Below are 18727 nucleotides of genomic sequence, written 5' to 3'. Positions count from 1 at the left end.
AACAGTATGAATGGATTAAAAAATTTAAATTTCTAGTTTGGATGAGCTGGTTTTAGTATTCCACAATCGCTCCCGATTGTGGAGGACTATATTTACAAATGATCAATCTTTTTTATAAAACCAGACTTAAATCCGCTGGCAAAGACTCCATTTTGAATAATCTTTTTTCAAAACGGTTTCTTTTTATTTATTGTAAAATAAGAGTTTACGAGGTATTTTTGATCAAACTTTATTTCAAACCAACACTACGAAGGCTATAAATCGCCTTTTAAGCGTTTTTAGTGGATGGTTCTGCATTATCTTTAGTTGAGTAAGGAGTTTTTTCGAATGTATGATTTTAGTTATTTTCGTACATTCAAAAGACCACCAATTTGGTGGTCTCTGTTACATCACATCTAAACCCCTTATTTTTACAAAAGTAGTTTCATTTTGTTCTTGAATCACATCAAATTTTAGCCATAAATCGCTTTGTTCATTGTCATAATACAAAACAATTTCCCCTTGGTAACTTGGTGGTGGTTCAAATGCGACTTCATAAATGTCAATTTCATCTTCCCAGTTTTCATAGGTACTATCAGGAGGAAGTGTCATTGTACCAGGGTAATAGTTTAATTCCTCCATTATTTCTTCAATCGACATTAGAGAACGACCTGAAGATACAATTTTCGAGATTTCTCCTTCTACCAAATCATTAATTAATCCCTTTAATTGTAATACTAATTGTTCTTTCACATTTTCTGTTAACACGTATTTCACCCCATTTGTAAATCGTTCATCACCAATATTAATTCAACAATAAATTTTTGTTTTCCTTCCTCAACTAAAATGCTTCGTATGGATGCTTTTTGATCTGCACTCATAGGTTGTTCACCCTCATTTCACTTAAAATCATATATGTATTATTCCATGTGAAATACGTATGACCTTCAAGTGAGTTAACATAATCACCCTTATAGGCATTGAAAAAGGATCTTCAGTGAAGATCCTTTTAGCTACTTGTTCAATTAAAGCGCCCGGTTGCTGAATATTGAAAAATTTAAAAGAGCTTCAAAAATTGCTCTTTAGATATTGTGTTATGGCACCCTTTAGTTGAAGTAGTTATGCCTCACCTTTTTGCACTTTTAAAGTCATTTCAGCATTAAACCTCAAAATGCCTAATTCAGTTGTATTAGATATTTCTGTTAATATATTTTCAGCTTCGTATGCCTTATAGTCTATATCCATTGCAATTCCACAAGCCCAAATTTTCACATTAGGTTCTGGATTTATCATAAGAATATCAAGTATATCCTTTGCAAACTCTTTATCCTCTTTCATTACATTTTCTATTTTATAAAGTTTGTCGCTTGCTTTATTACCTCTTTTATAATTACCATCTATGGTTGCTTCACCTTGAATAATTGCATTTTCAATAAATAAGTCAGTGAGATATGTTTTATCCTTTTTCACTCATTTCAGCCCCCTATCAATGAATTTCTTGTTTAACAAACCTACCTTTTAGTTTAAGTACATATCTTCACGATACAATTTATCATGTTATTCAACAATCTGGACCGTTTGCTGAATAAGGTTTCTAAGGAACACATGAATACTCTATACAAATCTAGTTAACATAAAGTCCCTTATCGGTATTGAAAAAGGATCTTCGATTAAAGATCCTTTTATGCTGCTTGTTAAATTAACGCATCCGTTAGTTGAACAACGGATTACCCACTATGAATTTCAAAGCAGAAATATCCAAATGACAAATGTTCTTCTTTTAATTCCATTTCTGATTTTGCAATTTCCATCATTTGAGGCATGATTTCCCTTAGAGATTCTTTATATTTTTTAAGTGCTTTTTGATAAGAATACACATCATTATTCTTACATAAAGGATATAAAATTGCCCCTAATCTAAAATTATTAAGTGTTCTTTGGGTATCAATGGGTTCGAGACAATCTAAGATGTGCAAATCTTGAGTCTTCTCATCAAACCAATCTCTACATTCTATATAAAACATAAATTCCTCGAATTCAATTTGCATCTCTACTTCTTCATTTCTATAGAATGGTGTAATCCTAATGTATTCGGTAGTTGAATCAGAACTAATAATCTCATCTAATATTCTTTTTAACTTTGTAATAGTTGGGAAATATGTATATTTTCCATTGTAGTAAACAGTGTTATTGTAAACTATTTTGTTAATTTTTCCTTTACCTTTCCCTATCATTTTCATCGCCTCCCTTATTACATATTCTTTATATATTAAACCCACTTCTTCTTGAAAAGATTATATGCATACTCTATACAAATCTAGTTAACATAAAGTCAATTATTAGAAGTTCCGAAACACAAAACCCCTTGGTACTCAAGGGGTTCCGAATGGTCCATTTTTATCGTTTATACATGATTTTATACATGGTTGATGAATCAACATTGTCGGCTTCTGAAGAATCCTGGTAGCTGTATAAAAAAGGGGTGTTTTATGCAAATTCTTCTTTCACTAAAGCACCCTTTATTTCAAAATGAAAGCATCCTCATCTCTTTCATAACAAGTTTCATACTCATCTTTCATTATTATACTATTACAAGCCGCACCACTTTCATCATAAATTTCTTTTCCTACTTGTAATTCAACACTTCTATCCTCACTAGGAAATTCAGGTGCTTGATTTATGATATCAAGAGTATCCTCATCTTTCCATTTCATCGAAAAATGACTTTTTCCTGGAGCATAATAGATTGTTTTAGTTTTATCATCCTCTTCATTGTAGGTGATTTCCATCCATACATTAACACCGCCTGCTGCACCACCATATGGTTTATAATAAGCATTTGCGGTATATTCTCCTGTTGGGGATTTCACAGGTCCTTTATAAACTTCTCCGTCGCTAAATTCAAATGTATAAATATATCTGCTATATACAAATATCAATACGATTCCAATGATTAAAAACAAGAATATTTTATATCTTTTCTTCAAATAACTCCCCCTTTCCGTGTTCAACTAACCTGCAAAGTTAGTTGAATAAGTTTTTTTTCGAATGTGTGATTTTGTATGTATCGTACATTCAAAAGGTCGCCAAATTGGACAGTGGTCTTCTGGCACTAAATGCATCCACTGCCGTTTAGTAGTTTTATTTTAAATTTAGAGCCTCGTTCTTTACCCATTTCATTTTTGAATTTACACCTAATTCTTGTAAGGTATCGTTAAACTCATCTAAACTTAAAGGCCCTTTCACATCTTCTGAGGATACAGTAACAATCCAATAGAAGTCTTCAGAGGTATCAATTTGACCATCTTTTTCACTATTACTATCATCAATATATTTTTGTTGTTTAGCGAAAATATATTGATCTTTAGTAGCTGTTGCAATAACCGTAGCTGGAACAACAAAATCAAAAAACTCTCCATTTCGTTTCACTAAAAGAGATTTATTTCTACCAGTGTTAATCAATACATAATCTTTTGTAATTTCAGTTTCAGATTCGCCTAATCCAGGACCAATACAGGCGGTTAACGTAAATACTAGAAAAATAGAAAGGAAAACAATTTTCTTCATAAAATCCCCTAATTTACAGATAATGGTACGACGTGTAAGTATATTACCATTATCCTATCAATTCTTCTACAACTATCCGGATCTTCATAATAAGGTTTTTTTCTACTTCCATTTGAATGTACGTTTTAGTATATTTTCGTACATTGACTGTGATTTAGCCACGATAATTGACCTTATAGGCAATAAAAAAAGATCTTTCAATAGAAGGATCCATTTATACTTTCTTATTCCACAAACTATTACGGAGTCATTTGAAAAAAGAAGGACTTTGTAGTTTAACAAAATCCTTCTTTTATAATTTTATTGTTGCTTAACATTTCTAACAAACAATTGCTTATTTTTATGAACAATTGCACTTACTACCGCAAGCAATAGTCCTGAAATAATGAATACGATTCTAATTCCCCACAAATCTGCTAATATACCCATAATCAGAGAACCAATACCAAAGATTCCTGTTCCAATGGCACTTAATGAGGTATAAACGGTTGCCAATTGTTCTTTTGATACACTGGTTTGTATAACGGTTTGTTGTGGAATGTTTTTTATTTGTCCAAAAAGTCCCACACAAAGCGATAAAAATAAGGAAAATATCGGAATACTGTTTAGGCTAAACAATATTGTGATTAAAAAAGTTGCAAATGACCCTACAAAAATAAAAGTACCCAATTTCTTCTCAATAAAAGAAGAGTATTTAATACAATAAATGCTCCCTAAAATCAAGCCTAAAAAGAAAGCACCATTAATATAACCCCACCATTTTTCATCAACATTTAAAGCATCACTAACAAATACATATAAAATAGCAGCGATCCATACCGTTCCTGCAATGGCTTCGAAAAAGTCTATGCAAGCAATCCTTTTCAAAACTGGAGTGTTAGATAAAGTTTTCCACCCTTCTTTTATCTGTTCTAACTTTCTTTTTGACTCAGTTGTTTGGTGACTTACGTTTTCTAAAAGACATAATAAAATACTTGATAAAACAAATATACCTCCAACAAACCAAATAAGTTGTTGTGAACTTAAAATGACTAAAAACAAACTACCTATAAACCACATTACTGTTTGAATTATTTGAGTAACTGTTTCGGCGATTCCATTTGCTTGTACTAAATGTTCAGGTTTTACATAATGCGGAATCAATGTCCGCATTATTGGATTTGCACAGCCGTCAAGGAAGGCAATCAATCCTATAAATAAAAAAATTAAATAGTAGTTAGATCCTGTTATACCAATAAACATAAACCCTAGAATAACAAGTAAGATAGTTTTTCCAATTTGGGACCCAGCCATTAACCACTTTAAATTTACTTTTCCGATCAAAAGAGGCGTTAATAAGCTAGAAACAAACATTGATGAAGTAATTGTAAATGGAACAAAGGATGCAGCCGTTGCAGAGTCTGTTAAAACAAAAATGGTACTTATGACACTTACCATATATAATACATCGCCTATATTAGCGAGAGATTGACCCGACAATAATAAAGAAAAGTTTTTATTCAATCTCATTACATATCCCCCAATATTTCAGTTGAAATTTGAATTTTAGGGAGATATTAAATTGGACTATTCATCTAAACATTTACTCCTTTCAAATATCAGATAAATCTGGGGGATGTAGACTTATCAAAAGTTTTTTGTCCATAAAATACTTATATGAATTTTAGCACAATAAAAAATAGAAATAACAATACATAAAAAATTTCTTGTTGAATTATCCTGCTTCGTTAGTTGAAAAAGTTTTTTTGAATGTATGATTTTATATATTTTCGCACATTCATTTCGTTGATATAACTGGTCCCTCTTGATAAACTATCCATATCATACGTTGAATGTACGATATCGGAGGATAATTATGAAAGAAAAGAACGTGCAGCCGTTACGAGCGTCCAAAGAAATCGAGGTTATGAAATGGACGCTACGGCGATATGGTTCCGAACAGGACTATTTTTTATTTGTCTTTGGGATCAATACCGGACTTCGGGTCAGTAATATTGTACCGTTGACTGTTGGCGATGTCCGAGAGAAAACGCATGTGGCGATTCTAGAGAAAAAAACGAAGCGATTTATGTTGCCAGTGAAGCTAGGGTAAGAAATCGAGAATTATACGGCTCATATATGCGATGGAGAGTACCTGTTTCTAAACCGGAAGGGCAATTTTTTTCCCCATTCTCCTACACAAGCCTACAGAGCGCTTGTGAAGGCCAGCGAAGTGCTAGAGATGACATCGGCACGCATAGCATTCGGATATGCGTATTATCGGAGAACGAAAGACCTGGCATTCCTGCAAATTAGCTTTAACCATTCCGCCCCGTCGATCACTAAACGATATATCGGGATTACGCAAGACGAAATCGACGAAACACTAAAGGATTCCTCTTTATAAGGGGTAACGTCAGGAACATGCGTAAGTTTCTCAACATAAAAGTCTAGACTTATCTCTTCATTCCATAGATAAGTCTTTTTTTACTAAAGCACCCTTTCGAGCATTAACAATTGATGATAGTTATTACAGGAACGCTGCACCAAATCCATATCTTAGAGATACCATTTTCTATGATAATAATAAATTGTCAGAAGTACGATGAATTCGGATGTTGGGATTGCGAGCCAGACGCCTGTTAATCCAAATAGTCGAGGCATGATCATAAGCAAGATTAGCAAAACGATAATTTCACGTGCTGCAGTAATCCATGTTGCCATTCGGATGTGTCCAATAGATTGATAATATGTCATCATGACAAAATTTGTTCCCATAAAGAGATATGCGATGAAGAATAGTTTAATGCCCGATACAGCCAGTGTCACCACTTCTTCAGAGAAATCACCGAACAAACTGACAATCTGTGTTGCTGCAAATTGGCCGATTAACACAAATAAGATACCAGCTACCAAAGCTGTCCCGATCGCAAGCCTTATTGTTTGTTTCATCTTCTTTTCATCTTTGGCTCCACTATAATAACTAATCAGTGGTTGGATGGCGGATCCCATTCCTAAAAATAATAGTAACATTACACTATGAACATAATTCAAAATGGTAAATGCTGATACACCGACAGTTCCGACGAGATTTTTAAACGCGAGGTTATGCGAAATCGTAAAAACTGAAATCCCGACTTCTGCAAGAAAACTTGGGAAACCAATGACTAATATAAGCAGAGCAAGCTTCTTATCAAATTTGAAACGCACGAAACGTAAGTTGCTTTTTTTTCTGAAAAAATGCGTACAAAGTATGATAAGTCCACTAAATGCCCCTAAGACTGTTGCAGCAGCTGCACCTTCCACGCCAAAATCAAGCACGAATAAAAACACATAGTTCAAAATGATATTGACAACTGACGTGGTAATAAGCGCAATCATTGCTACATTTGGACCGCCATCATTTCTCACTAAAATACTAAAAGCATTTTCTACAGTGAAGACAAACCCAAACAATAACATGACGTTCAGATAATCCGATGTATATTCAAACGTATCAACATTCGCGCCAAGTAAATACGCGAGTTCTGTTCTAAATACAAAGGCAGTAAGCCCGATGATCATCGTCAAGATAAATATAGAACTTATGGCATGTGAAAAAATGATACGTGCTTGATCTGGTCGTTTTGCGCCCATCATAGCGGAATAACGAGTTGCCGCACCGATACCAACCCACAATGACATGGCGACAAAAATGGTATAGACTGGTCCAGCAATACCCACACCTGCCAGAGCGACTGGACCTAGCTTGTTGCCGACCATAATTCCGTCAATAACGATATTGACAGCCATCAGCAACATTCCGACGATTGAGGGGATTAAATACCTTAGGAAAGATTTCCCTACTGATTCTGTATCTAAACGGTTTATTATTTGTTCTTTTTCCATCGCTATTTCAAATCCTTGTCTATTAATTGGTTAAAAAAACCCTAAAAAATATTTTTGTTTTTATAGTTTTCTTAGAGAGAAAAGAAACTGGCATATTATGTGCCAGTATATTCATCATTTTTTTCAGTCAGAATTCCACTCAATAATACATCCACAATGGTTTCAAATGATTCTGTTACTGAGATACTATGCCCTAAAAAGAATTGTCTATCAAGCGTTATATTCGAAGCCCCAATAATTAGTTTCATCAATAAATCGATGTTCATGTCCTTAATGATCCCCGATTGGATTCCTTCTTCAAGAAGTGCTTTAAGATCATTCCACTGATTCAATTCGCGATTTACGCGTTCCCATTGTTCAGGGTAGAACCGTTTCAATTGCTCCAAAATACGCAAATCGTAAAACTCATTGTATTTAGGTAAGACAACAATAGTTTTTTTTATTTTTTCCGCGAGTGTGAATTCAGGATTGTCGATAATTAGGCGAGTCTGTTCGTCAAACTCACTAAGCGTCAAATCGATAATGGAATCAAGAATATCTACCTTTGATGAAAAAATTTCATATAACGTACGCTTACTTATCCCAAGTCTTTTCGCCAGATCATCCATTCTGAACTTAATGCCATTATTTCTAGTTTCTTCAATGAATGCTTGTATGATTCGTGTCTTCAACTTATACTCCCCCTTAAGAAAAGAAAACTTCAAATACTTTTTTAGTTTTTCTAGTTTGATGATACTACAGTTGTTGGAGTTATGCCAACTCGCATTATCAACAGTCGATAAACAAGTAAGGATAAATAAAGAGGAAATAATTTTATGAGCGAAAATATTCAAAAGAAATAAGCCTAGATTATTCACCAACATATAAAAAATACCATGGAAGGGTTGATCTATCAGTTTTTTCGTGGGATTTTCTTTTTCACTCAAAAGATGAAAAAAGAAGCTATTTCTACTAAGGTTATTGCGACTAAACAAATACCAAAAGAAAGGATTCTTATGATGAATCCCTTGTTCTTCGGCATCTTCTTTTTCCGCCAACTCGTGTAACTCTACGATTGAAAGTTTGCTAAAAGCCTTTTCAAAATCTAATAAAAGATATAAACCGACTACGCAAATCAATCATACAAAATTAAAGATAAGATTACGGATTTCTATAAAAACTCTCCTTTTTTCTCTTACTAATCATTCCTTTATTGTAAATAAACTTCAAAATCTTTCAAACAATACCAGATATCAGAATAAACTTAAACTATCCCTATTAGAGAATTTATATGTATGATTTTAGTCTTAAGTCCATTCACATAGTTAACCTTATCTAACGACAATGAAAAAAGAAGCTTCAATTGAAAGATCCTCAGATTGACTCCCCTGCATGTCCCTATTTTTTTATGTAAAAACCTCTTTTCTGCCTTTATTTACAACACTATGTTATGACACCCGTTGAAGTACTGAAAATAGTGCATCTTAAAATAGATGCCAATTCTTCTAAGTGATGACACAAAAAAAAGCCCATTCTCCATTAAGGAATCGACTTTTTAATCACATATTATTAATTTCAATATTTTCTTCTATCATCATCGGCTAATAAAAAGTCCTTTTACTATCTGTATTTTTATGAAAATCTTCGAAACTTTTATAAAGCATTGTTTTTTCAATGGCTTCAATTAATTTACTTCAAATTTTTCATTGATGAGATTTCGTCTGAACTACCATTAAAAGTGAGGGTGAAATTTGTTGAAACTTCACTAACATAATGTGTTTTTTTCTTTTTCAGAAAAAATTCCTTCGCCATCCACTACATATTCAGCAGACCAATGTTCACTTTCACCGTGAAAGTTATAATCATGTTTTACAACATTTTGATTGTTACAACCTATAAATAAAGTTAAGGGTAATAATAAAAATATAAATTAATATTTACGCAAAAAAACCCTCCTTTTAAATAGCTCTCTAAATTAAATACAAATTACCTAATATTGTATGTAAAGTGCGCCCCATTAATCACCTTTACATCGTTTGCTTTTTATATTTTCTTTAATGTTGAATTTATATTGTTAAGGCTTAACAATATAAAGCCTAGTATAACAAAGGTTATTAATTCTCCTGTAAAAAAAGAGACTACCTCTAATTTAAAGCGTACAAACCATACAGCCAACTACTCATATTTCATTATCTCACCTTTATTTTCATCATAATAATCCAATTAACTTCTTGAATTATTATGCCCCGTTAGTTCAACAAGGACATCAAACAAATAATGTTTATGTTCAATTAATAACACGTTTTATATATAATACAATGTAAGAATTACATAATCAGAAAGGTGATATAAAAATGGAACACTTTTATCTGTTTGTCCTCATGTGTATTTTTTTAATTATTTTACCCGGTCCCGATACTGCAATTGCTACAAAAAATACTGTCACCTTTGGGAGTATCGGGGGTCTTAAAACAGCTTTAGGTACTTGTTGTGCCCTTCTTATCCATACTTCTGCTGCTGTATTAGGACTTTCAGCCATCATTGTGAAATCAGCATTATTATTTTCAGTCTTCAAATACGTTGGTGCTGTTTACTTAATTTATTTGGGTATTAAGACATTATGGTCTATGAAGAAAAAGGAAGAAGCAGCAAGGGTTGAGATGAACACAAAAAGCCAGTTTGTAAACACATCTTGTTTTAAACAAGGGTTCCTTACAAATATCCTAAATCCCAAAGTTTCTGTCTTTTTCTTAACCTTTTTGCCTCAATTCGTGGACTCTGGAAGCAATAACTTTTTACCGTTTCTTATAATGGGTATCACTTATACTGTATTGACTGCCATATGGTTTTTACTTTATGTCTATTTAATTAATCAGATTAGTACTTTTATGAAAAAACCTAAAACACAAAATATTATTGAAGGAATCACAGGTACTATACTCATAGGTTTTGGTATAAAACTAGCTCTTGAAAAGACTCATAATTAGATTATTTTTATCTATAAGGTAAGACCCTTGATTTCCCTAAATCGAAGGGTCTTATTTTTTGCCGGAATAAATTATCTTTATCAACCTTGTTAAACTAATCTGCTTCGTTAGCTTATTAAGAAAATCAAATAATTACTAGTGTAGCTTTGTAATAAAGTTTGATAAAAATGATGCTATTAACCTTAATAAACGAACAAAAGGAAAGAGCGTGTTTTGAATTAAGATTGATCAAAATGGCTTTTTCTTTATTAGATTTTAGTTTGGTTTTTATAAAAAAGTTTATTCATTTTCTACCTATGTTGTTCAACAATCTCTCACTTTAGTTGAATAACTATGTTTAATTTATTCTGTAGTTGATTTAGTTTATAATTTTTATCCACTGCATTCCTAAAGGGTGAACATGAACATTTTTACACAAAACCCATGATAATACATTTTCCAGTCCTTGTTAGAATCGTTGATTTCTAATTTTACAATGTTTATAGTTAGAAAGAATTGTTATATAAAATAAAAGGGGAAGAACCACTAATGATTACTAGAGAAAAATTAGAAAATAATCAAGTTTGGCTATATGTCATTGTACTAGTGATAGCAGCCGGATTTGGATTAATAGTTCCAGATTTTGCAGGACAATTAGATGTAATGATCTCTGCTGTCATCGCTATTTTAATGTATAGTATGTTTTCACAGATTCCTTTTACATCTTTAAAAAAGTCGTTTGCTAATCGACGTTTTATCTTGGCTCTATTAACAGTTAACTATATAGCAGTACCCATTGTAGTATGGATTCTATCAAAGTTATTACCCGAATATCCACCGTTATTGCTGGGGGTCTATTTAGTTTTACTTACCCCTTGTATTGATTATGTCATTGTTTTTACAGCTCTAGGCCGTGGAAATGAGAAGGTTATCCTTATGTCTACACCAATTCTTTTCATTACACAAATGCTTCTTTTGCCTCTGTATTTATGGCTGTTTATGGGAGATGAAGCAGAAGGAATAGTGGAACCAGGTCCATTCTTGGAAGCATTTTTCGGTCTCATCGTTATTCCACTGGGAATCGCTATTGCCATACAGCTATTTGCAAGAAAAGCACCTGTCGGCAATAAAATATTAGATCTATCAGCATGGCTACCTGTTCCGTTCATGGCACTTACTCTTTTTGTTGTCGTAGCATCTCAAATTGGCAAATTATCTACCTACAATCACCTAATCATCAAAGTAATTCCGATATATATTGCTTTTATGATCATCATGCCAATTATTTCTCGATTCATTGCTAAGTGGTTTAACCTCGATACAGGATCAGGTCGTGCCCTTATCTTCAGTGGATCAACACGAAATTCGCTTGTGGTTCTTCCTCTTGCCTTAGCTTTGTCCGATGATTTAAGCACGTTGGTAGCCGCCGTAATCGTAACACAGACGATCGTTGAACTTGCAGGTGAACTAATTTACATTCGATTAGTACCTAATCTGCTATTACGTCAAAAAAAATAGAAAAAAGTGTAAAAGTCGACCAATTCCTATACTTTTAGTTATCCCAATCACCCCTCGATGTTATAAAAAATTGCTGAATGGATTTCTTACGAAAATCTATGTTGTCCATTCATAAAATTCTCACTAAATGTAAGTGGTGAAGCAGACTCGATAAGATTAGAACTAACAGGAAACAGTGAAGTCAAGAAGTTACTAAGAGAAGAATTTAGCTTAGTATATATTTTAGTGGTCTCCTCATTTGAGAGTTTTCTCCTTTTTCTTATTAAACAAAATGCAACATTTATAAGACCTTTCTGATTTTAAGCAAACTGGTCCAATTGCGGAACAAAAAAATCAATACAGGACTTTTGATCAATCTTTTTACTATTAACTGTACTATGATTATTAGAGGATAATTAGTTCAATTTATAAGCTAATATCCTCTTTTTTAATGCATATTAGAATTATAAACTATACTAAAAAATGCTAGTTTAATAAGTTAATTTTATAATCCTATGATTTAAGGTGGAGGATATTATGAGAGTACAGGAAGTATTACTAGATGGTACTAAGAAAAGATATATGCCTCTTGATAAAGGTCGAATGCCTGTAGTGCCTATGATGAAGTATTTAGAAGTAACAGGAAAAAGCAGCAATACACTAAAAACATTCTGTTATGCCCGAAAGCAGTACATTGATTATTTGGAGGAAGTAAAAAAGATTATAAAGACATCACTATAGTGGATTTAGCAGAGGTATAGGCTCCCAATTTTCTTAGCATACAAGGTTATATTTTCTTTGCTTAACTTTGAAACGATTTCATAACCTTCATTTTTAGCTTCTGTATTGTCAGGTACAAAAATAAAAAAAATTATTAACAGTAAGATAATGTATTTTCTCATTAGGAGACACCTCATTTTAGTGTTCTCTAACTAAACTGACTCGTTAGTAAAAAAGCGTTGCCACTTATTGTAGAAACGCTACCCGTTACTTGAAGATGACTCTGCTGTACTTTGCGAAATGTTCTTTAAAAATCAGTTTAAATTTCGGTTTAAAATCAATTTCAATTGTTTGTGTAAAATCATCATTTTGAATCCTTAAAAGTACACTTGATCAATCTTTTTTATCTGCTTTAATTTCAAAATTATCAACCCTATTTAAATCAAGGAGTGATATCAATTTATTAGAAGTCCGTTGGGCAACTTGTATTTTTACTTCACAGTAAGATGGTGAGAGTGTAACAACGAAATCTTCCTCTCTATTAGAAAATTGATATGTGGCTTCATTATAAAAAAATTTTTCGAAGTTGTATCGGACAATGTAGGTTCACACTCAAATAACGAAATTAAATCGATTTCTTCTGGGTATCCATGCACTCTTAATCATCACCTTCCAACACTCTATTTTAATATTTTTTATCTTGAATTAACCTGCCCCGTTAACTCAATAAGAAAAATGCTCTACTCCTTATTGAAGTAAAGCACCCAATAGTTTAAGTACAAAATTTCACAATTTTTTTCCACGAATAAAAAAGCGTTTAGATGATTTTCTATTTAACTTCATCTTCATGAAAACGACCTTTATATATATAAGTTAACGTAATAAAAATATAAATGGCTAACGTAATACCTGTTACGATAATAGATGTTGTGAAAATAATACCAATAAGGATCGTGCTTAAAGCAATAATAGCTGCCCAAGTTGTATAGGGGAACCATTTTACAATATAGGCACTTTTTCTTTCTGGCTGTTTTTTACGTGATTTCAGATGTGCAACCGCAATGATTAACCAAATAAATAATACGGTGTATCCTAGTGAACCCATTAGGAATTCAAAGGTTTTTTCTCCTGCAAATAAAGAAATGATTACTCCCATATATAAAGCTAACGTACACATTAATATAGCATACACTGGAACTTTATTTTTTGATAAATGTGCAAAAATTTTAGGAACACGCCCGTCCACAGCCTGTGTATACAGAACGCGTGATGAGCCATATAAGCCCGAGTTCATGGATGAAATAATCGCGAGTAAAACAACAGCATTCATAAAATGATCTGCACCAGGGATCCCAATCATATTAAATACCATCACAAATGGACTTTCTGCTACTCCGTTTACTTCATTCCAAGGAATTAAGCTAACGATAATAAAGAATGGTAGCAAGTAAAAGAAAGTAATTCGTACTAATGTACTGCGCACAGCTTTTGGTACCACTTTTTCAGGATTTTTTGTTTCAGCTAACGTAATACCAATAATTTCAGTGCCCCCATAAGAATAGATAACAACAAGCATTGCAGCAATTAAGCCTGTTGGTCCGTTTGGAAAGAAACCACCGTGATCTGTTAAGTTTGAAAAACCAACAGCTGTATGATTACCAAATGTTACAAGTAACAATGCTAACCCTGCTATGATGAACACCACAATTACGGTAATCTTAATTAACGCAAGCCAGTATTCCGTTTCTGCAAAAACCTTCACTGATAACAAGTTAACGGCTGTAACTAACAAGGAGACAGATAAAGCAAGTATCCAAATCGGATAGTCTGGCAACCAATATTGAATAAAAATAGCCGCAACCACCGATTCAGCTGCAATATTTAAAACCCACATTTTCCAATAGATCCAATCTAAAAAATAAGCGGGGTATTTTCCAAGAATCGATTGCACTAAATCTCTAAAGGTTCTTGCATCGCTATTGCGAACTGCCATTTCTGCTAGACCTTGCATAACAAATAACAGAATAATACCTCCGATTAAGTACGCAATAAGTACTGATGGACCAGCCATGTCAATGGCTGCGCTGCTTCCTTTAAATAATCCTGCACCAATGGCACCACCTAATGCCATCATCGTAATATGACGCGAGGTCATTGTTCTCTGTAATTCCTGGTTGTTATCTTTCATTTTTTACCTCCTAAAATCAAAAAAGGCATATCGTCTCTTCCTTCATCATCAAATGAAATAAGAGACGATATGCCTTAAGCAAACCGCGGTACCACTCTAATTGGTTCTTCATGAACCCTACTTAAAAACCTTGTAACGAAGGTTAATCGTTTTAGCAAATAGAATAGTCAGTCAATTCTATTTACCTTACCACTCCTAGGCAAGTTCAAAGTCTTATTGGACTGCGTTGCACCAACCCGCAGCTCTCTTCACCAAATAATGAGCTTTTACTACTCCTAATCTTTGCGTTTCATAAAATTATATTTAAAAAGTTTTAATTATTATCCAAAACTATACCGACCTGTTTTAATTTTGTCAATCTTTTATTTTACAATAACTTTCAAAATAGAAGCTTCATACGAAGAGTTTATTTATTCGCAAACTCAGATTATTATGGGATAGAGTTAGTAAATTACTGATTTACAACTTAAAGGGAATTTCAATATGTTACACATTGTATAATGGATACTGATATATTAAGTGCATTACTTTATCCCTTGACTTTTAATAAAAACTCAATAGATAAGGACTTTTCACTTTGAAGCACAGTTAAAATTATAGTAATATATGGACAATAATAAAAGAGCATTATACTGAAGAAATAAGGGAGGCTACTAATTATGGAATTTTTCCGATTGACTGGATCAGATGATTTATTATTTAATAAAGCATTTGATTTATATGAAGTCAGCTTTCCAGAACACGAACAAAGATTATTTGAAAATCAATTAGCAGCATTAAATAATCCTGAATATCATTGCGAAGTAGTCTTAGAAAAAGGCGTATTTGTTGGCATTATCTTTTATTGGGAAACCGCATATTATTGTTATATTGAACATTTTGCAATTGATCCTGATAAGCGAGGAAATAGCGTAGGTTCTCGTTGTTTAAAAAAGTTTTGTGATATGCACAGCCTTGTAATTTTAGAAATTGACCCTCCAGTAGATCCTATTTCTATTAGACGCAAGAACTTTTATTTACGACTTGGCTTTCATGAAAATAATTACCAACATAACCATCCCGCGTATCGAAAACAGAATTCACCTCATGAACTTGTCATCTTAAGCTATCCAAGGAATATTTCGGAATTTGAATGTACGAAATTTAATAAGTACTTGAAAAATACGATTATGCAGACTGACTTTTAGTGAAATGAGCATAGCATCATCAAAAAAGCCTGTATCCTTTAATATTCTGATTACAGGCAAATTACTTTTTAAAATCTTTTTTCAAATGATTCATCCTAACATTTTACATTTATTGATTCGTTTTTTAATTCAACCTTGCACCTGTTAGTTCAACAAGGTACACTCGATTAAATCTGTGTTCTCATATTCAACACATAATACTGAGATATCTTGCCAGCCATACGCAACATCCTCTACTTTGGTTCCTCCAAACGTACTAGATCTATGAATATATTCCTTTCTTCCCATTCGTTCGTAAAAACAGTAAAATAATAAAGATTATTATTACATACTCTATTGAACTAACCTGCCTTAGCAACCCCTTATCATGCTATAGAACCCGTTAGTTGAGTAAGTAACTATTGATTTCTAAAATCAAATTTTTCATTTGGTACATCTAATAGATGCCCATTAATGACTACTGTATCATTGTCTGTCCAAGTAATAGTTGCAGTATTTTCTCGATAATTCCAATAAATATTTTTGGTTTTATTATTTTTTTATTAAAGACCAACTCACCACGAACAGAATATGATGATGTAGCACCTCCGTTGTTGACATATGCTTTTATGGTGTATTTTCCATCAGGTGATGTCTCTTCTGTAAGGTATTCTCCTGTCGGCAATCTATTCATATCACAGAACAACGAATAAACCCCATACCCGACCAATACAATAAATAACAAACCGCTTATTATAAATCCCTTTAACAATTTTTTATAAAATTTCTTTTTTTCATCTTTAACATTCACTTCTTCTTTAGGTTCCGGCTCCAAAGTAATAATCTCTCCTTTTATCTTCGCTTCACCTTACCATAAAAAACCACTCCGTTCATACGGTTTTGATTTATTTAAAAATGCCTGAACTTGGCTCTCTCCCTTTGCCACATCCAGACCAACTACTGGCTTCATCGTTTTTTCCTCCTCTACGTACTAACCAGTACCCCCTAGTCCTCTATGTATAGTGTCATAGCTTCGCTTGTTATACGAGATCGACGTCCCAACCAACCTCAAACATGTTTCTACAAGTAGGGAGGCGGACAGTTTAGCTCACGGGATCATGTCCCACGTACCCTTACGTCCTACCCTGGCTACTGATATAATAGATTCTATTAAAAAAGGTCAACCAGTATTTTTTACTGGTTAACCTTTTAATACGAACGCACCCTATAGTTTAAGTACATTCCTTCACAATCTTTAGTAATAAAGTATGTTATCCTTTCCCTAGTCCGAATTTGTCGACTGTTTGTAACTTTCGGAGCCGAAAATTACAGATTCTATCTTCTGATCAATATTCTCGTTACTTTGCCTCCACAAACCTACCGCTATCCACAGACAACCTATGGCGACCAGAATTCCATGGGCTATTCGTAGCGGTTGCCCACCGAGAAATTGCGGAATATATAATCCCATCCCGAAGGCGAAAGGAATACCACTCCATTTCGGGTACCTGCCAGACCGCCAAATTGCGATAGCAAGTATAATCGCTGCAATGGCAAGTAGGAGGAGTCCTACTAGGAACATAGCGAGACCTGCACCAGAACGGACGACAGTTGCTAAACTAACAAGGGTGGCTGCCTGTTGCCTTATAGCCTCTTTCCCTATAGCGTGTAGACCGAATGTTTCCCCTCCGTAAAACGGCAATGTTAAACCTATTCCTATCAAACACAGTACAACCGCCCAAAACGCAAGTGAGTTTACGGCTGTTCCTTGTAAAGAGTTGTGAAGCCCAAGTAAACCTAATGGTAGGAGTGTAAAAGCGACAATGGCTAGTATATGTGCCAAAAGCCAATCGGTGGAGGCGAAAGCTGAGGCACCTTGCAAGGATGTTTCATCTGAAAAGGGTCGTATCGTTGGATAAAGTACAAACAAGATTCCAGAGATCACAAGAGTTGTAGCACTAAGGCGCATTTGTAGCACCTGTCTAGGAACTCGCATAGGATCTACCTCCTTGGTTTGGATGTTAGAATATTTCCTAATTTTATATTAATTTAACTATTTACATAATTGAGTGGTTATATGTAAAAGTTTCATTAAGTTTTTCTTTTGATGGATTAATTCAGAATTAGCAATTGCTTTCGTTTTATTATTTAACTATTCTGACTATTTTTCTGAGTTTAACACTTCACAAACAATCTTTTATGAGTATTCTTACTCTTATTGTCTCCTCTTTATATTTTTCTTCAAAGAAGTTTAAAATTTCTTTTTTGCTTGTTCGTCCGCCTCATTAAAATTACTCATATCAATTGCTATAAATTCCTTTTTGCTACTCAATGCTTCGTCATACTCCATTATAGAATTCAATGCAACACTATATATTTCTCCTAATCTTCTTTCGAGTTAGCGCCATTATTACAAGCAAAAAGGATTAACGCAAAGAAAAAACAGGATAGGAAAATGTTTTAGTTTCATAGTCACTCCCCCTTTTTATTTTATAGACGAATTTTTAATTTGATATGTTTCATATATTTGATTCTGGAATAAACGATCTTGTTAAATGAATTACTATGTTTTATTCGTATTCAATCTTTCTAATTCCATCTTTCACAAACCTGCCCCGGTACTTTAAGTACAAACCTTCACAATCGCCTCTAAACTTTAACATAGACATCCAATTTTCTTAATAGATATTGTTCCACATAATGTCCTTTTTGTTGAATATGAAAAAAACCTGTAACAACAGGATTTATGATCAAACTTTATTCAAAATCCTTAAAATTTTCATTCTCTGATAACCATA

General features: G+C 33.3%; 16 protein-coding genes, 1 pseudogene and 1 other annotated feature. Of the genes and pseudogenes, 6 read left to right on the top strand and 11 right to left on the bottom strand.

The features are described from left to right. Positions 1-384: 384 nt before the first annotated feature. The 6 genes from ACIQZI_RS13825 to ACIQZI_RS13800 form a co-directional block, all read right to left on the bottom strand. On the bottom strand, positions 385-747 hold the full coding sequence (locus ACIQZI_RS13825) for a DUF7668 domain-containing protein (RefSeq protein WP_403073862.1): 363 nt from the start codon (positions 745-747) through the stop codon (positions 385-387). A 351-nt stretch (positions 748-1098) separates the two neighbouring features. Further along, entirely contained in the window at positions 1099-1449 is a 351-nt protein-coding gene (locus tag ACIQZI_RS13820) for a hypothetical protein (RefSeq protein ID WP_403073860.1), read from the bottom strand. Positions 1450-1706: 257 nt separating this feature from the next. Further along, positions 1707-2213, bottom strand: a complete 507-nt coding sequence (locus ACIQZI_RS13815) for a hypothetical protein (RefSeq protein ID WP_403073858.1) — start codon at positions 2211-2213, stop codon at positions 1707-1709. A 285-nt stretch (positions 2214-2498) separates the two neighbouring features. Further along, on the bottom strand, positions 2499-2966 hold the full coding sequence (locus ACIQZI_RS13810; protein ID WP_403073856.1) for a DUF5412 family protein: 468 nt from the start codon (positions 2964-2966) through the stop codon (positions 2499-2501). A 154-nt stretch (positions 2967-3120) separates the two neighbouring features. After that, a complete protein-coding gene (locus ACIQZI_RS13805; RefSeq protein ID WP_403073854.1) occupies positions 3121-3546 on the bottom strand; it encodes a DUF3997 domain-containing protein in 426 nt (141 codons plus the stop codon). A 300-nt stretch (positions 3547-3846) separates the two neighbouring features. Further along, on the bottom strand, positions 3847-5055 hold the full coding sequence (locus tag ACIQZI_RS13800) for an MFS transporter (RefSeq protein WP_403073852.1): 1209 nt from the start codon (positions 5053-5055) through the stop codon (positions 3847-3849). A 346-nt stretch (positions 5056-5401) separates the two neighbouring features. On the opposite strand from ACIQZI_RS13800, the gene ACIQZI_RS13795 reads away from it, so the two are divergent. After that, positions 5402-5638 (top strand): site-specific integrase, encoded by a 237-nt coding sequence (locus ACIQZI_RS13795; protein WP_403073850.1) that lies wholly within the window; start codon positions 5402-5404, stop codon positions 5636-5638. A 129-nt stretch (positions 5639-5767) separates the two neighbouring features. Beyond that, the gene (locus tag ACIQZI_RS13790) at positions 5768-5932 is read left to right on the top strand and encodes a site-specific integrase (RefSeq protein WP_403073848.1); all 165 of its coding nucleotides are present in this window, start codon (positions 5768-5770) and stop codon (positions 5930-5932) included. Positions 5933-6084: 152 nt separating this feature from the next. On the opposite strand, the gene ACIQZI_RS13785 is transcribed toward ACIQZI_RS13790, so the two are convergent. Then, the gene (locus ACIQZI_RS13785; protein WP_062180133.1) at positions 6085-7413 is read right to left on the bottom strand and encodes an MATE family efflux transporter; all 1329 of its coding nucleotides are present in this window, start codon (positions 7411-7413) and stop codon (positions 6085-6087) included. Between the two features lie 95 nt (positions 7414-7508). Continuing rightward, on the bottom strand, positions 7509-8084 hold the full coding sequence (locus tag ACIQZI_RS13780; protein ID WP_062183217.1) for a TetR/AcrR family transcriptional regulator: 576 nt from the start codon (positions 8082-8084) through the stop codon (positions 7509-7511). A 1662-nt stretch (positions 8085-9746) separates the two neighbouring features. Here ACIQZI_RS13780 and ACIQZI_RS13775 point away from each other — a divergent pair. From ACIQZI_RS13775 to ACIQZI_RS13765, 3 genes are all read left to right on the top strand, one after another. Further along, on the top strand, positions 9747-10379 hold the full coding sequence (locus ACIQZI_RS13775) for a LysE family translocator (protein ID WP_403073845.1): 633 nt from the start codon (positions 9747-9749) through the stop codon (positions 10377-10379). 528 nt (positions 10380-10907) lie between these two features. Continuing rightward, positions 10908-11876 carry an arsenic resistance protein gene (locus ACIQZI_RS13770; RefSeq protein ID WP_403073843.1) on the top strand — a complete coding sequence of 323 codons (969 nt, stop codon included), beginning with the start codon at positions 10908-10910 and terminating at the stop codon, positions 11874-11876. A gap of 516 nt (positions 11877-12392) precedes the next feature. Then, positions 12393-12596: a transposase gene (locus tag ACIQZI_RS13765; protein ID WP_403073841.1), complete on the top strand. Its 204-nt coding sequence runs from the start codon at positions 12393-12395 to the stop codon at positions 12594-12596. Positions 12597-13404: 808 nt separating this feature from the next. On the opposite strand, the gene ACIQZI_RS13760 is transcribed toward ACIQZI_RS13765, so the two are convergent. Beyond that, positions 13405-14763, bottom strand: coding sequence for an amino acid permease (locus ACIQZI_RS13760; RefSeq protein ID WP_403073839.1), 1359 nt, complete (start codon positions 14761-14763; stop codon positions 13405-13407). Positions 14764-14820: 57 nt separating this feature from the next. Continuing rightward, positions 14821-15055 (bottom strand) — a binding site (T-box leader). A gap of 367 nt (positions 15056-15422) precedes the next feature. On the opposite strand from ACIQZI_RS13760, the gene ACIQZI_RS13755 reads away from it, so the two are divergent. After that, the gene (locus ACIQZI_RS13755) at positions 15423-15950 is read left to right on the top strand and encodes a GNAT family N-acetyltransferase (protein WP_403073837.1); all 528 of its coding nucleotides are present in this window, start codon (positions 15423-15425) and stop codon (positions 15948-15950) included. A 398-nt stretch (positions 15951-16348) separates the two neighbouring features. Here ACIQZI_RS13755 and ACIQZI_RS13750 read toward each other — a convergent pair. Together ACIQZI_RS13750 and ACIQZI_RS13745 are read right to left on the bottom strand one after the other, a co-directional pair. Further along, positions 16349-16740: pseudogene (locus ACIQZI_RS13750) on the bottom strand (DUF5412 family protein). Positions 16741-17211: 471 nt separating this feature from the next. Further along, complete coding sequence (locus ACIQZI_RS13745) at positions 17212-17925, bottom strand: hypothetical protein (RefSeq protein WP_403073835.1); 714 nt, start codon at positions 17923-17925, stop codon at positions 17212-17214. Positions 17926-18727 lie beyond the last annotated feature (802 nt).

The sequence above is a fragment of the Peribacillus sp. NPDC096379 genome (genome assembly GCF_044762875.1).
In the GTDB taxonomy this organism is placed as follows: Bacteria; Bacillota; Bacilli; order Bacillales; family DSM-1321; genus Peribacillus.
This window is presented reverse-complemented; position numbering and strand designations above follow the sequence as displayed.

What these genes read in the sequence shown, in the direction of transcription:
- ACIQZI_RS13765 (WP_403073841.1), top strand. Translation starts at nt 12,393, where the DNA reads ATGAGAGTACAGGAAGTATTACTAGATGGTACTAAGAAAAGATATATG.
- ACIQZI_RS13800 (WP_403073852.1), bottom strand. Translation starts at nt 5,055, where the DNA reads ATGAGATTGAATAAAAACTTTTCTTTATTATTGTCGGGTCAATCTCTC.
- ACIQZI_RS13790 (WP_403073848.1), top strand. Translation starts at nt 5,768, where the DNA reads ATGACATCGGCACGCATAGCATTCGGATATGCGTATTATCGGAGAACG.
- ACIQZI_RS13770 (WP_403073843.1), top strand. Translation starts at nt 10,908, where the DNA reads ATGATTACTAGAGAAAAATTAGAAAATAATCAAGTTTGGCTATATGTC.
- ACIQZI_RS13745 (WP_403073835.1), bottom strand. Translation starts at nt 17,925, where the DNA reads ATGCGAGTTCCTAGACAGGTGCTACAAATGCGCCTTAGTGCTACAACT.
- ACIQZI_RS13815 (WP_403073858.1), bottom strand. Translation starts at nt 2,213, where the DNA reads ATGATAGGGAAAGGTAAAGGAAAAATTAACAAAATAGTTTACAATAAC.
- ACIQZI_RS13805 (WP_403073854.1), bottom strand. Translation starts at nt 3,546, where the DNA reads ATGAAGAAAATTGTTTTCCTTTCTATTTTTCTAGTATTTACGTTAACC.
- ACIQZI_RS13755 (WP_403073837.1), top strand. Translation starts at nt 15,423, where the DNA reads ATGGAATTTTTCCGATTGACTGGATCAGATGATTTATTATTTAATAAA.
- ACIQZI_RS13760 (WP_403073839.1), bottom strand. Translation starts at nt 14,763, where the DNA reads ATGAAAGATAACAACCAGGAATTACAGAGAACAATGACCTCGCGTCAT.
- ACIQZI_RS13775 (WP_403073845.1), top strand. Translation starts at nt 9,747, where the DNA reads ATGGAACACTTTTATCTGTTTGTCCTCATGTGTATTTTTTTAATTATT.
- ACIQZI_RS13785 (WP_062180133.1), bottom strand. Translation starts at nt 7,413, where the DNA reads ATGGAAAAAGAACAAATAATAAACCGTTTAGATACAGAATCAGTAGGG.
- ACIQZI_RS13795 (WP_403073850.1), top strand. Translation starts at nt 5,402, where the DNA reads ATGAAAGAAAAGAACGTGCAGCCGTTACGAGCGTCCAAAGAAATCGAG.